At 32.6% G+C, this 14,725-nt stretch carries 11 protein-coding genes, 1 tRNA gene and 1 riboswitch; of the genes, 2 read left to right on the forward strand and 10 right to left on the reverse strand.

Annotated elements, in window-relative coordinates:
• The 9 genes from BM077_RS05120 to nadD form a co-directional block, all read right to left on the reverse strand.
• The coding region (locus tag BM077_RS05120; RefSeq protein ID WP_143078996.1) for a hypothetical protein at window positions 1–2,098 on the reverse strand (2,098 nt) is incomplete at its 3' end.
• A gap of 1 nt (window position 2,099) precedes the next feature.
• Window positions 2,100–3,113, reverse strand: a complete 1,014-nt coding sequence (locus BM077_RS05125) for a hypothetical protein (protein ID WP_089748741.1) — start codon at window positions 3,111–3,113, stop codon at window positions 2,100–2,102.
• A 462-nt stretch (window positions 3,114–3,575) separates the two neighbouring features.
• Window positions 3,576–4,463 (reverse strand): Rpn family recombination-promoting nuclease/putative transposase, encoded by an 888-nt coding sequence (locus BM077_RS05135; RefSeq protein ID WP_089748743.1) that lies wholly within the window; start codon window positions 4,461–4,463, stop codon window positions 3,576–3,578.
• Between the two features lie 249 nt (window positions 4,464–4,712).
• On the reverse strand, window positions 4,713–7,196 hold the full coding sequence (leuS, locus tag BM077_RS05140; protein WP_089748744.1) for a leucine--tRNA ligase: 2,484 nt from the start codon (window positions 7,194–7,196) through the stop codon (window positions 4,713–4,715).
• Window positions 7,197–7,316: 120 nt separating this feature from the next.
• A tRNA-Ala gene (locus BM077_RS05145) sits at window positions 7,317–7,392 on the reverse strand.
• Window positions 7,393–7,457: 65 nt separating this feature from the next.
• Complete coding sequence (rsfS, locus tag BM077_RS05150) at window positions 7,458–7,811, reverse strand: ribosome silencing factor (protein ID WP_089748745.1); 354 nt, start codon at window positions 7,809–7,811, stop codon at window positions 7,458–7,460.
• Between the two features lie 125 nt (window positions 7,812–7,936).
• Window positions 7,937–9,175, reverse strand: a complete 1,239-nt coding sequence (locus BM077_RS05155; protein WP_176941648.1) for an LCP family protein — start codon at window positions 9,173–9,175, stop codon at window positions 7,937–7,939.
• Window positions 9,168–9,743 (reverse strand): bis(5'-nucleosyl)-tetraphosphatase (symmetrical) YqeK, encoded by a 576-nt coding sequence (yqeK, locus tag BM077_RS05160; protein ID WP_089748747.1) that lies wholly within the window; start codon window positions 9,741–9,743, stop codon window positions 9,168–9,170. The genes BM077_RS05155 and yqeK overlap by 8 nt, the downstream gene beginning before the upstream one ends.
• A 5-nt stretch (window positions 9,744–9,748) precedes the next feature.
• On the reverse strand, window positions 9,749–10,372 hold the full coding sequence (gene nadD / locus BM077_RS05165) for a nicotinate-nucleotide adenylyltransferase (protein ID WP_089748748.1): 624 nt from the start codon (window positions 10,370–10,372) through the stop codon (window positions 9,749–9,751).
• 178 nt (window positions 10,373–10,550) lie between these two features.
• On the opposite strand from nadD, the gene BM077_RS05170 reads away from it, so the two are divergent.
• Together BM077_RS05170 and BM077_RS05175 are read left to right on the forward strand one after the other, a co-directional pair.
• Window positions 10,551–11,429, forward strand: a complete 879-nt coding sequence (locus BM077_RS05170; RefSeq protein WP_089748749.1) for a hypothetical protein — start codon at window positions 10,551–10,553, stop codon at window positions 11,427–11,429.
• Between the two features lie 175 nt (window positions 11,430–11,604).
• Window positions 11,605–12,111 (forward strand): cytochrome c3 family protein, encoded by a 507-nt coding sequence (locus BM077_RS05175; protein WP_089748750.1) that lies wholly within the window; start codon window positions 11,605–11,607, stop codon window positions 12,109–12,111.
• A gap of 95 nt (window positions 12,112–12,206) precedes the next feature.
• A riboswitch (cyclic di-GMP riboswitch) is annotated at window positions 12,207–12,290 on the reverse strand.
• Window positions 12,291–12,458: 168 nt separating this feature from the next.
• Here BM077_RS05175 and BM077_RS05180 read toward each other — a convergent pair.
• Entirely contained in the window at window positions 12,459–14,033 is a 1,575-nt protein-coding gene (locus tag BM077_RS05180; protein ID WP_089748751.1) for a methylenetetrahydrofolate reductase C-terminal domain-containing protein, read from the reverse strand.
• Window positions 14,034–14,725: the final 692 nt, after the last annotated feature.

Raw genomic sequence — 14,725 nt, forward strand, 5'->3', positions numbered from 1 at the left:
TTCTTTCTTCTTGCTCTTTATCTTGATTCTTAATACTGCCATACATTATATTCCAGTTAGGTCCAAAAAAATTAGGCTCTTTAGCAAAGAGACTATCTTCTATCATAATATAATCATACTTCATACCATCCTGACCAAAGACATTGCCTACTAAACCTTCTTTTATAAACTTTCGATTATTATATTGATTTAATATCTCTTTATAACTTATATCATCCTTTGCTAGATTTAGTCCATATTCTTTCGCTTCTTTGTTTAATAGGCTCTTTAATGAAACCATATGGTAATAGTCATTATCATACCATGACTCACCATACCCTACTTCTATCCTCTGGCTTAATAACTTTCTTAAGTAATCTTTTGAAAAGTTCTTCTTTAATTGCTTTAAATATGGTTTAGGTCTAGTCTCAACTTTTGTTTCAGTATTTGCTGCTTTATACATTTGGGCTGCGCCTGGGGCAGCTCTTTTAAAGTAAACTGGAGCAGTCCCTTTCTGTTCTTTGGTTCGATAGACTACTATCTGATTACTTTTGTTTCTTTTATTGTAATGGATTAACCGGGGGATATCCTTAGCATGTTCTACTTCTTTATAAGCATATACTTGATATTTCTCTTTGCCATCTATTCTTTCAAAGGTATTCTCGATAATTCTGTCCATAATTGTTGTTGCTTTTTCTTTACAATCGAAAAAAGCAACAAATGAAAAGTCCTTATCTTTATCCTTAATAAACTCCCCAATCGTTGCTAATGATCCATAATGCATTGCTATATCTTTTAGTTTAGTTTCAACGTGATACTTTTCTTCTAACTGTTGACCATAGGTTTGAGCATCAAAGGCTTTAATATCTTTACCTAGCACTAAATTTTCTAACTGAATAAATAACTTTTCAAATGGTCCATCTTTGATAAAAGCCTTCATACCACCGATTAAGCCAGGAGCATCTATCCTTCTTTCTTGAATTAGTGGTCTGTTATTATATTCTTGTCTTAAACAGAGATTACTATCTCCTATGAATCTAGTCATATCGAACCATTCTACTATGTTATCGATTACTATCGTTGTATAATCCCCGAGTCTTAATTCGTTACCTTGGTCATTATTCTCTTTGATTAATATCTCTTTTACCGAATTAGAAATAGGTTGAGCTAAAACCATTAAAATTAAACCAGCTACTGTCCCTATTGGTATAGTACTTTGAATTAATAGTGACCCTAACATCATCATTGTTTCCATTACATGGGCTGCAATCCTGTTATACTTGGCGATTAATTGTACATCTTCTTTGAACTCTTCTATCTTCTTAGCCCTTTCTACTTTCCCAAGGCTTTGTAAATTATTATACTTATCCCAACCTTTTACCTCAACTATTGCTGGAGCCCAAACCGCAAAGAATGCCCCTAACTGTTCTCGACCAATTTTTTTTGTTTTAGCTAAGTCTTTCTCAAAATTTATCCTCTTACCTTTATTAAATTTATCATAGACCTTCTTAGCCTCATTGATTGTCTCTGCCATACTATTAATATCTTCTACTCTATCCTTCGTCTTACTAATTACTGCCCCTACTATATTACCTGATATCCTTTCATTCACCACTTTGATATCTTCATCCTTAATCAAGCCACCTTCCACCTCTCGATTTGCTAATTCTACTTCTATTTCACTGTGTAATAAGGTACCATCTACTGCCTTTTCACCAACTTTAGATAAAATCGGATGCCCTTTAGAATAAGGGATGTAATTATTCTTTCCTATGCCTGTTCTACCTTTTAGTTGATATGGCTTCTTAGCAATATCAAATGTAAGTTCGCCAGTTTCTGTTATTAACTCACTAGCACTATTCCATGAATCTATAGCTGTGATACCTAAGTCAGTTAATGCTAAGAAGGCTTGTTGAGCTTTATTCTGTTCTTCTTGTTGGATGTTGTTGATTGTTCTGGTGTAGAATTCTGCTTGTTTATTTAATTGGTCATTGGTGGCATTATTTGATAATGTATTGTGAGCAAAAAATTCACCCGTTTCTTTTACATAAAAACCTTCTTTCCCATTATATCTATCTTGTGCAGCATTACCATTTACATATATAATCTTTTTAATCATTTCATTCTCCTTTCTTTATTTTTATTTTATCAAATTTATTTGTCCATATAGAAGTTACTTCCCCATTTTTATTCTTAAATTTTTTATTTATAATAATACCAGCATTATTATAATTGCTTACTATCCAAGAAAATAATTCTTTTTTATTGCTATTAATAAAGAAACGTTTATATTCTATTTGGTTCCCATCCTCATTATACTTATATTCTTTCCACTCCTCTATTTGACCATCTTCATCTTTAACGATAAACTTTATTTTATTTCCTCTATTATCATATCGCCATTCATACCAAGTATTAATTCTTCTCCCATTACTGATACTCTTTATCTTTTGTCCTTTTTCATTGTATTCAGTAATAGTTGAAGCAACAGTTTCTCCATTATAAATTTCTTTTCTTATTTGCTTTTTTCTTCCTCCATTCTTATAACGCTCAATTACATATTCTATTTTAATCTCTTCATCATTTGAAGTTATAATCTTTCCACCCATTGGTTCACCCTGCTTATTATAATTTATCTTTTCAATCTCGCCAAGGTTATAATAATTAATTCTTTTTCTATACTTCAAATTCCCATTATCCCAATATCGATAATCAGCACCTTTTATATTGTAACCTGATTTATTTTTAGTCCGCCATTTTATCCTTTGACCTTTATCATTATATCTATAAACAAAATGCAAATAAGAATCATTAGTGTCTCTTATTTCTTCTAATACATTACCCTGTTTATCATATTTCCAAATCCGTTTTTCAATTATTTCTCCATTTTTATTATAATTTATTTCCTTTACACGATTACCATATCTATCATACTGATACTTTTTATCTAAATACTTCTCTCCCCTTTTCAAATTTTTATAAATAGTTGTTGCTACCACATACTTCTCATTAGGACCTAACTTTGACATATCTAACTCTGAGCCATCTAATAATTCATCTTGACATCCGGTAATCACCACTAAAATCATTAAAATGCTTAATACAAACGCTATTCTTCTAGTCTTTTTTCTCATTTTCTATATCTCTCCCCATTTCAAAAATAGTGACCGTATAATAAATATATCCCGAAATCCCTATACCTCCACTATTTAAAAGTGCAATAGATAAAACTAAATTAACCACAACCATTATAGACAGAATTCCTAATAAAGTCTTAAACTTTGAATTAAAATTAAGCATTTGAATTTCCCTTTCTAATAAGCAATTAAAATTTTTGCTTACCCGCTTCTATTCTACCAAACTTAATTATATATGTTATATAATTACAAATATATTATATTATAACTAGTTCTATCAATCAAGAAATTTTTACCATTGAACCTAGAATAATTAAGTATATCTATAAATAATAAAAACTCTTACTTATATCTCAATATATAAGTAAGAGTCACAGTTAATTTTTGAATAGCAAACTATTAAATAAAATCAATGTAAATAATCGTCCAGTTCTTTACTCCTTTCTGATGTCTATCTTCTTAATTAGCTATTCTCCTCTTTAATTCTAAAATCTTTTCTTTTGATAAACCAGTCGCTTCCTCTATTTCTTCTATATTTAAATTCATTTTTAACAAGTTCTTTGCTACATCTTCTCTAACTTCTTCCCTTAATTTTTCAGCGATAGTCATCAATTCTTCACTCCTTTCTGATGATATTTCTTTAGTTGCCTTTTCTAAATCATTAACACTCAAGTCTTCCTTAGCATTCATCACATACCGAACTATAACTTCAAAATACTCAATTCCTTTTTCTTTCTCTTCTAGTTCTTCTAATACTCTTAAAGCTTTTTTAAAACGCTCTATAAAGTCTTCTCTAAATACTCCTCTTAAAATCTCCAGGAAGACTCTCAGCTTAGCTCCACCTCTTATTTCATCGTCACTATACCTCGACAAATCATAAATTAAATATTGATAATCGGGTACATACTTATCTACTACTTCTGATATATTTACTAATAAATCATTTAAGTTTAAAGCTCCATTCCATTCTCTTTGACCATGATAAATAACTAAGGGAATAATTATCGGCAAATTATCCTTCTTATCCTGTTTAAATTTTGATTCCCAGATCCTTAACATATATTTTAATAGCTGTAATGCTATTTTAGAAGAATGGTAACTTTTATGTTCGAATAAAAAGTATAGATAACCTTCCTTATCTTGAATCTCTACCTTATAAAGCAAGTCTGAAAATACTTCCTCTAATTTATCATCAATAAAACTATCCTTTTCTATTTTTAATTTATCTATATTTATTATATTCAATAATTCCGATGGAAGATAATTTTTTATAAAATCTTTACTAGTCTCTAAGTCTCCCAAGACCTCTTTGAAGAATTTATCATGAGGATTATTGATATTACTCATTTAACTCAATCCTTTCTAATTAAATTATACCATATAACAAGCTATCTGTTAAAATAGATTAGATGATATATATAATTACAAATACATTATAATATAATCACTTCTATCAATCAAGAAATTTTTACCATTTAAAGATAATAACCCTACCTTTCCCTTATCTTTAGTCTGTGTCTGGTCTGTGTAAGTCTGCGTATAATTATTATAATCAAAAAAGCTCCCCGAATAAATCAGGGAGCTTCTACTCTCATCTTATTTTATAACTAAATTAACCAACTTTTTAGGCACAACTATTGTTTTAACTACTTCTTTATCTTCTAAATACTCTTGTACTTTATCTTGGCTTAAAACAATTTCCTTTAAGTCCTCTTCGCTAATATCTGCATCTACCTCTACCCTGTCCCGAACTTTACCATTAATCTGTACAACAATTGTGATCTCATCTTTTTTCAATGCTTCTTCATCGTAATCTGGCCATTCTTGTTGATGAATACTATCCCCATAACCTAATTCAAACCAGATTTCTTCGGTCATATGTGGTGCAAATGGTGCTAGTAATAAGATAGTAGTCTTGATTGCAGTTCCTAATAGCTCAACATTCTCTTCTTCAACATCGTTGAGGTAAGAATAGATAGCGTTTACTAACTCCATAACTGCACTGATTGCTGTATTAAAGTTCTTTCGTTCATCTAAATCAGCACTTACCTTCTTAATTGCTTGGTGTATCTCACGATTAAGTTCTGCTTCTTTTTTATCTAAATCAGAGAGTTCTAAGTTATCTAAGTCTAACTCCTTAATTTGCTCTACATAATCAGAAGCTAATCGCCAAACTCTATTTAAAAATCTTGATGCTCCTTCTACTCCTTCGTCACTCCATTCTAAGTCTTTCTCTGGAGGCGCTGCAAATAAGATGAATAAGCGAGCAGTATCTGCACCATATTTATCGATAATTTCCATCGGGTCTACTACATTACCCTTAGATTTGGACATCTTTGCTCCATCTTTAAGAACCATTCCCTGAGCAAGTAGCTTTTCAAATGGCTCTCTAGCATCAGCTAGCCCTAAATCATTAATAAATTTCATAAAGAAGCGTGCATATAGCAAATGTAAAATAGCATGTTCAATTCCACCGATGTACTGGTCTACGTTCATCCAATAATTAGACTTTTTAGAATCAAATATTTGCTCATCATTCTTAGGGTCAGTATATCTTAAGAAGTACCAAGATGAATCAACAAAGGTATCCATAGTATCTGTCTCGCGTTTAGCATTAGCTCCACACTCTGGACAGGTAGTACTTATAAAATCATCTGCTTGGGCTAATGGTGATTCACCAGCCCCTGTAAATTTAACATCTGTTGGTAGTTCTACTGGCAATTCTTCTTCTGGTACTGGTACGACTCCACATTCATCACAATAAACAACTGGGATCGGAGTTCCCCAATAACGCTGACGAGATACTAACCAATCACGCAGACGGTAATTAACCTGTCTACTACCAATATTATTCTCTTCCATATAATTTGCTATCTTTTCAAAAGCTGCTTCAACGTCTAAACCATTTAGGATATCAGAATTAACTAACACCCCATCTTCTGTATATGCTTCTTCTAAAGTTTCACCACTTAAATCTTTATCTTCAGGTTCTACTACCACCTTTATCTCTAAGTCATACTTCTTAGCAAAATCAAAGTCTCGCTGGTCATGAGCCGGTACCGCCATAATTGCACCTGTTCCATAACCCATTAAGACATAATTAGCTACTAAAATAGGAATTCTCTCTTCAGTCATTGGATTAATAGCATACGACCCGGTAAAGACTCCTATCTTTTCCGACTCAGGTGAAGTTCTTTCTTCTTCATCCTTCTCTTCCATTTCAGCAACAAAGTTAAGAACTTCTTCCTCTTCTTCATTACCTGCTACTAATTCTTTTACTAATGGATGGCCTGGTGCTAAAACCATATATGTAGCCCCATAGATAGTATCTGGTCGAGTAGTAAATACCTCTAACTCTTCATCTAATTCCTCTAAAGGAAACTTAATCTCAACTCCTTCACTACGACCAATCCAATTTCTCTGCATAATCTTTACCCGTTCTGGCCATTCTTCTAATAGTTCATGGTCAGCTAATAGATCATCAGCATAATCAGTAATCTTAAAGAACCATTGTGCTAAGTTCTTTTCTATCACCTCAGTATCACATCGTTCACAAGCATCATTAACTACCTGCTCATTAGCTAATACCGTTTCACAGCCAGGACACCAGTTAACAGATGCTGCTTCTTTATAAGCTAATCCTTGCTTATAAAGCTGTAAGAATAGCCATTGAGTCCATTTATAGTAATCAGGATGACAAGTCGCTACTTCCCGGTCCCAATCATAACTAATTCCCAAACTTTCTAACTGCTTCTTCATGTTAGCAATATTATCCCAAGTCCAGTTATTAGGATGGATATCACGTTCGATTGCCGCATTTTCAGCTGGTAACCCAAAAGCATCCCAGCCCATTGGATGCAAAACATTATAGCCTTGCATTCTCTTAAACCTAGCAATCACATCACCGATTGAGTATACTCTAACATGCCCCATATGTAGGTTCCCAGAAGGATAAGGAAACATCTCTAATGTATAATACTCTGGCTTGTCTAAGTTTAATGTGCTTTCAAATAAATCGTTTTCCTCCCAATGCTGCTGCCATCTTTCTTCAACATCTTTAAAATTGTAGTACTCTTGCATCTAATCTGCCTCCTCTATACTTATAGATGAAATTTAAATTATATAAATTAAATTTAAAATTAAAAAAATCCTCACCACTAACAACGAATCTTCATTGCTAGGGACGAGGATTTTTAAATCTGGTGGAGATAGGGGGATTCGAACCCCCGACCTCTTGTCTGCCAGACAAGCGCTCTCCCAACTGAGCTATATCCCCAATACTTTTTCAATTCACACCCTACATTATAAGCCATCTAACCTAGCTTGTCAAGCAATTTTTGATTACTCTTGCCAATCTAATTCTTTAGCATCGCCCCATAATCTTTCCAACTCATAATACTCTCGTTCTTCTTGATGGAAGATATGGACAATAACATCACTATAATCTAATAATACCCAGCGAGCTTGGTCCATACCTTCCTTTCTTGTTAACTCTATATCAAATTCATCTTCTAATTCATCCATAATAGCCTTAGCAATAGCTTTCACCTGAACATCCGTCTTACCACTACAGATTACAAAGTAATCAGATAAGATTGAAATGCCAGCCAAATCTAAAACAACAATATCTAATGCTTTCTTATCATCAGCTGCTTTAGCTACTGTTTTTACTAATTCTTCAGTCTTTATTTCCATTAAATTAGCCTCCTACGTCTATTCTCAATAATACATTCCTATATTTAATAAAATTTCCCATTCTCCATATAAAGTATTAGTTACTAATAAAAAAATTCCTTTATAAAATTAGAATTAGACTATAACTAATTTATATTTTCTCCTAAAATAACTTTAATATCGACTTCATTTTTATTTTTTTCCTCTACCTCTTGCCAAACTTCTAATTCTCCATGCAGATAATTAGCCATTTTTTCTGCATTCTGTTTAGCAGAAGACTTATAGATAACTTTAGTCTTAGAATAATCAAAGCGCTTAGCATTACCTACCTTAATAATATTATAACCAGACTGAGATAATAAATCTCCTATTTCATTAGCTAAACCTACTTTCCCATTACCATTCAGAACCATAACATTCAATTGAGAATTATTTAGATAATCTTTACTTCTAATCAAACTTGAAGTTACTGCTTCTAATTTAGCTTTATCAGGAACCCAATAGCTGATCCCATCAGCATATTTAGGGGTGCCTGGTAGAGTCTCCATCTTAATCTTACTTCTATTAAAGTCTCTAATCTCATCAGTCAACTCCATGGCTAACTTAAGTCCTTTAGTCATTGGTAAGTCTGTCTCAATATTATCTGATAATTGCTTAATAAGTTTTGGAATTTTAAATATTACTTTGGGAGTTAATATCTTATCCATTACTGCTTTTATGAATTTCTGTTGTCGTCTAATCCTACCAATATCACCTAATCTATCATGTCTAAATCTAATATACTCTAAAGCCTGTTGACCATATAAAGTCTGATTCCCAGCCGGAATATCTATATATAAACCTCCTGCCTGGTCAATATACTTTAAATCTTTAGCCACATTTACTTCTATTCCACCTAAAGTATTAATAATAGACTTAAACCCATTAAAATCAGTGCTTATCGAATAATCAATAGGAACTTTAATTAACTTCTCTACCGTCTCCTTTATTAATTCCGAGCCACCATAAGCATAAGCAGCATTCAATTTATGATAGCCTTCCTTCCCTGGAATCTGTACTCTTGTATCCCGAGGTAAAGAAAGAATACCTATTTGACCATCTTTTAAATCAACACTAGCTACCATTATCGAGTCTGCTCTATTAATTCCTTGATTTAAAGCATCTGAACCTAAGATTAAAAAGTTTAATTTCTGTTCAACTAATAACTCCTGTTTATCACTAATCCCTAAGTCATTCATTAACCCAAATACGCCTACACTAACTATTATACTTAATAATATAACTAAAATAGACATTTTTAAATAAAGCTTCTTTCTAGCACGTTTCGTCTTACGTTCTTCTTGTGCTTTAAGACGATCCTTTTCAAACCGATTATACTTACTCATCATTTTCACCCTTTCTAAGAAAAGCATTACGAGTAAGCAAAGTCTGGGGGTGAATCAATTTTTGGTTATTTAAATGGTACATTAAAGTATTATCACAAGCAATTCTAATAGCAAGATCAATATTGACTTTAGCCTTCTTTCTTACTTCAATGATACCTGGACAACTCCGTCCTGGTTCTATATAATCTGCTAATAATATAACCTTCTCTAAAAGATTCATCTCTTCAGAACCTAAAGTATGAACCCGAATCGCATTTAATATCTCCTCATCATCAACCTCGAATTCCCTTTTAGCAAGTTCTGCTCCCACAGGTGCATGCAACAAAGCAGGCACCTTCTTTATGACACCGTCTATTACTATACCAAACTCATCGGCCATTTTCAATAGGTTATTGTTGGTTATCCCTTTAGCACAGTCGTGTAATAACCCGGCTATCCTCGTCTTTTGGGGATTGACACCATATATTGTAGCCAAATCAATAGCTGTATCTCTTACTCCTAAACTATGCTCTAACCTCTTTGGAGAAATCATCTCTTTTAATTTATCAATTCTCTCAACCTCTAACATTGATGTCACCTCAAATATAGTTTTCGTTTCTTGATATATGCCTCGACCGTCTGAGGTAGTTGATACTTTATTGGTCTCTTAGCCCTAACCCTATTTCTAATATCAGTCGATGAAATTCCTAATCCAGGAATTTTCAAAAGAGAAATCTGGTCTTGGTACTTTTCATAAAGACCGGTCTTAATTCTAGATAATGAATAACCTGGTCTAGTCGCAGCAATAAATCTACACTCTTTTAAAAGGGTCTCTGCTTCCTTCCAAGTAAATATTTCTAGTATAGCATCAGCCCCGGTAATAAAATAAATTTCTATCTCTTCAAATAATCCATTTACAGCCCTAACAGTATCTATCGCATATGAAGGGCCTTCCCTTTCTAATTCAATCCTCGATACTATAAATTTAGGATTAGTCATAGTAGCTAGAATAACCATAGTATACCGCTCCTCAGCATCAGTAATATTCTGATTATTCTTGTGTGGAGGACTAGCTGATGGAACAAAGACGACTCTATCCAATTCATATTGATAAGCTGCCGCTTCAGCAGTGACTAAATGTCCATTATGGATTGGATCAAAAGTCCCTCCCATAATTCCAATTCTCTTGATATCTTTATTAACTAAGCTTTTTAGCATTGTCTTCAACCCCTATAGTTATTATCTTCTATACCTATTATAATATAACAATTAACCTATTCTCTCAAGGAAATTTTAAAATAAAGAAGATATAATAAGAATGTTCTTTTTAAACTAATGAGTAATTAGTAACCTTCCTGGACAAAATAACATAAAATAAGTTAGAAGGTGATATTTAATGTGCAGACGAAATGATTTCAGTTTTTCTATATTTGATTCATTGTATAATCAACCGATGAATGAAATAGAAGAGAATAACTTTTATCTATTAAAGCTAGAAAAATTAATTAAAAATAATCCAAAAGAGACTTTAAACTATTTATTCTTTAACTACTATTATCCAAGAAGAAAAGACCTAAATTTAGAAAAGTTCGAGCGAATCTTGCGATTAGTAATTGACAGAACTTACTTACAAGTTATTAATTATATTAATTATTTAGAGGAACCCTATAAAAACGCTTTAGAAAATTTTGACCAGTACCAATTACTTTGTAAATTCATTAAAAAGATTAGAAGTAAATTAAGAAGATTATTAGAAGAAATGCTATACGATGAAGAAACACCCCGTGCTGTAAAAGGAGTAATTAAGAATGGAATATATAAGATGGCCAAGTTCGATGCTTATGCAAAACGAAAACTTCAAACTGCCGAGCATGAATTTGATAGTGAAGAAATAGTAAATAATATAACAGAATATCTCCAAAACTCTGAAACACTTGCTGACCTTGCATATTTTAGTCAATTATACTTTTCTCAATCTAAAATAAAACCTATTGAAAATCAACTACAAACTAAATCTCTTAATAAATTTACTCAACAATTTCTTAAAAAACAGTTATTAAATCCTCATAAGAAAGAAAAGATCCTTAATAGATTAAAGAAATTCATCGATGAATATCCTCTAAGAGAACAAGCCAAACAGGCCTATGCTATTTATTTAACCCTAGGCAAATCTATTCCTTGGGAGAAGCATCCTTTTATCAAACGCCTCTTAATTAATAGCCATTTAGAAGCTAGAGTGAACAGAGCTAAACTATACGATATTAAAGACAACTAAACATGAACAAAACTGGTGGTTTAATAGTTAACCACCAGTTTTTTACTTTTACTAATAAATATCATATATTTTTTATCCAATGCAGGAATATATAAGACTTATATCTAATATTATGTATTGAACACATATTTTTATATAGGGGGTAAGTTTTATAAGTTTAAAGGGGGTGAAATAATTGAAAAAGAAGATTTTAATTTTAACTGTACTAGCTTTTGTATTATTACTAAGTAGTAATGTACTAGCAGCAGGTACACCAACAATCCCTAAGTCGCATCCCGTCTTTAAAGACAGCATGGATGCCACAAAATGTGCAGATTGTCACAAAGTTCCAGAAGAAATGAATACTAAGGACGGTGCATTCTGTAACCAATGTCACCAGTTCGGCCCTGCACACAAGACAGGACCTAAGCCTGCTCACCAGGTAGAGCTTGACTGGAAGGTAAAGGACTGTGAAAATTGTCACCGTGCTCATACGGGACCTAATCCGACTCACCAGATTGCTACTGACACTAAAAATGCTGATTTATGTGTTAAGTGTCACGTACCTGGTAACAGACCATCTAGTGAATTAGCAACAGCATTTTGTGCTAGATGCCATAACTTAGGTGACCCTAAGCAACATATTAGCCTTAAGGGTAAGAAGGCTAATGTCTGTGTAAGATGTCATAAAAGAGAAGACTAAACTCTCTTAAATTTTTATTATTTTAAAACAAAAGCCCTATTCCTCACTTATAAAGAGGAATAGGGCTTATTGTATAATATCACACCTATATCCCTTTCGGTAGTTTGACAATCATAGCTTTATACCTTAGATTCAAACCTTTGCGACTTTATCTTTCAATAAATGTGCCATTATCGAGGAATATCATAAGACTTTTATTTTATTGTTAATTCTACATATTTATTCTTCTTTTCTAATATTATAACAAATTACTTAGATTTTATCAAGCATTATTTTATCAAAATAGATATTAAAAATCTCTGAGGAATATTCCTCAGAGATTTTTAATCAAAATTTATTATATATTACTAAGCCTTCTTACTTTTACCTTCGCTTTCACTACCTGGAGGCGTAATTCCCAATCTCTTTGCTGAATGATCACGTCCCATAAAGAAGTTAAGCCAAGAAGCAGTATGATGAAAATCCCAGTTAACCGGTGGAATCTGATATTCTTGTAACTGCTTTTCTTCACCATATGCTTTTAATCTATCATAGACTCGTACATATAGACATTTCTTCTCATTAGGATATACCTCGCAATAACCATCTCTACTACCGCCACAAGCTCCGTTACGCTGATTTTTAGGGCATTGTGACATTGGACAGATATATGCTAAGTCGAATAATGCACAATCTCCACACTCTTGACAATCATTAGAAACAGTTTTAATAACTCGTTCCATAAATTCAAATGGTTTTTCTAGTGAACTATCGTCAACAGATTTACATAGATACTGCATCGGCTTAAAGAACGGACTATCTGGTTCAAATAGAGCATGATGCATAACTCTAAATGTTCTATTCATTAAACCCTTGCTCGGTTTATGAGTTCTAGCAGCTGGCTGTTTTGTATTTAAGCCAGTTTCCTCGTCCTTTTCGAAGTAATAAAATCCGTCTTCCATTGGAAATTCAAATTCATGAATATAATCTTGCCAGTTAGGTGCTAGCTCTTCACCTTTATCTACAATAAACTCTACATCTTCAATCCCCATACCGTGTCCACCTAAGTGAACTCCAGCATAGCCCATACCTTTCATGTAAGCATACATCTTAGCTGCCCTCATTAAACGAGCATGCTTACCTTTATCATCAGCTTCTTTTTCTTCAGCCAATTTATCGACTAACTTATCAGTTACTACACAACCAGGAATACGATTAGCGTTCATTGCTCTACTTGCGCCATAAGATAATACATAAACGTTACCAATAACCGGAATATCCCAATCATTCATTTCAATAAATTGAATTAATTCATGAAACTTACGAGCATCGTATCCTAACTGAGGAATAATAAATTTAGCTCCTGCTTCTATCTTCTTCTTCAGCTTATAGTACTGAACCATCTGTTCAGATTCTAATTGCTTAAATGGTGAAACTGCTGCTCCTGGGAAGAAGTTAGTCTCTTGTAACTCAACACTTCTACCAAAAGCATCCTTATACTTTAATCCATCATTCAAATCCGTAACCATTTCTAAAACTTGAGTAGGGTCCATGTCATATACAGGTCTTGAACGACTATCATATCCCCCCACTGGATAGTCTCCGGTCATAACCAAAATATTATTAACTTCTTCCCTTTCTAGAGAATACAAAAAACTCTCCATCTGGTTACGGTTTTTGTCCTTACAAGTAAAATGCACTAAAGCTGGAATTCCAATTTCTTCAGCCTTCATACCTAAGTATTCAGCTGAAATCGCTGGATTCCCTCCAGGATTATCAGTAATAGTTATCCCATCAACTTTGTCACTTTCTGCTGCCTGCTCTGCTCCTTCAAATATAAATTCTTGATTTGCTTCTCGTGCCCCTCGTCCAGGTACTAGCTCCCACGTTACAGTAAATTCATCCTTGTTAAGAATAGACTCCTTAAGCTTATTCTGTCCCATAATTAATAATCTCCCCTCTTGAGTTTAATAATTAATTTATTTAAAACTGCATTCCTTTATTATGCAGTTATAAACCAAAATACTTCCTAGTTAAATATTCTAACTTAGTCTCATAATAGAATATTTTGAAAATTATAATTTTCTGAAATTAATCTACCTCTTTTACATATATGAGTAAATATTCCTTTATTTATTATACTTATTCTAGGGAGGGTATGCTTTATCCTTTTTTTATTGACTTTTTTATAAAAAAATTCTATTTATTACTATCTAGAAGCAGATAATACAAATTAAACAAATCTCATAATTAAATTCTGAGCATAATTAAATACCTGTTATTTTTTAAAAGCTATTAACTAAAACTCTTGTATAAATGTTTTTGGAATAACGTTACCCATTCTTTTTTGACTGGAAAAACAGTAACCAATTAAATAAGATTCATCTCACTCCAGGGACGTTTTCCAACTCCCTTCGGTCAAACAGAAAACGTCCTTATCTTCCGTTCAATAAATCTTATTTAATACTGTTTTTAAGGTCTGCAAAAGAACGGGTAACTTTGAGTAAATAAAAAATTAAACGTCACATTTATTTCAAACTTTCTTCATAGCTTCATCATATTTTGATTATACAATATAATTACAGAACAAAAAAGAAGACTCCCGCTGGGAACGAGAGTCTTCAAATCGTACTTC

The sequence above is a fragment of the Candidatus Frackibacter sp. WG13 genome (genome assembly GCF_900114655.1).
Lineage (GTDB): Bacteria > Bacillota > Halanaerobiia > Halobacteroidales > Acetohalobiaceae > Frackibacter.

What these genes read in the sequence shown, in the direction of transcription:
- BM077_RS05125 (WP_089748741.1), bottom strand. Translation starts at nt 3,113, where the DNA reads ATGAGAAAAAAGACTAGAAGAATAGCGTTTGTATTAAGCATTTTAATG.
- BM077_RS05135 (WP_089748743.1), bottom strand. Translation starts at nt 4,463, where the DNA reads ATGAGTAATATCAATAATCCTCATGATAAATTCTTCAAAGAGGTCTTG.
- leuS (WP_089748744.1), bottom strand. Translation starts at nt 7,196, where the DNA reads ATGCAAGAGTACTACAATTTTAAAGATGTTGAAGAAAGATGGCAGCAG.
- rsfS (WP_089748745.1), bottom strand. Translation starts at nt 7,811, where the DNA reads ATGGAAATAAAGACTGAAGAATTAGTAAAAACAGTAGCTAAAGCAGCT.
- BM077_RS05155 (WP_176941648.1), bottom strand. Translation starts at nt 9,175, where the DNA reads ATGAGTAAGTATAATCGGTTTGAAAAGGATCGTCTTAAAGCACAAGAA.
- yqeK (WP_089748747.1), bottom strand. Translation starts at nt 9,743, where the DNA reads ATGTTAGAGGTTGAGAGAATTGATAAATTAAAAGAGATGATTTCTCCA.
- nadD (WP_089748748.1), bottom strand. Translation starts at nt 10,372, where the DNA reads ATGCTAAAAAGCTTAGTTAATAAAGATATCAAGAGAATTGGAATTATG.
- BM077_RS05170 (WP_089748749.1), top strand. Translation starts at nt 10,551, where the DNA reads ATGTGCAGACGAAATGATTTCAGTTTTTCTATATTTGATTCATTGTAT.
- BM077_RS05180 (WP_089748751.1), bottom strand. Translation starts at nt 14,033, where the DNA reads ATGGGACAGAATAAGCTTAAGGAGTCTATTCTTAACAAGGATGAATTT.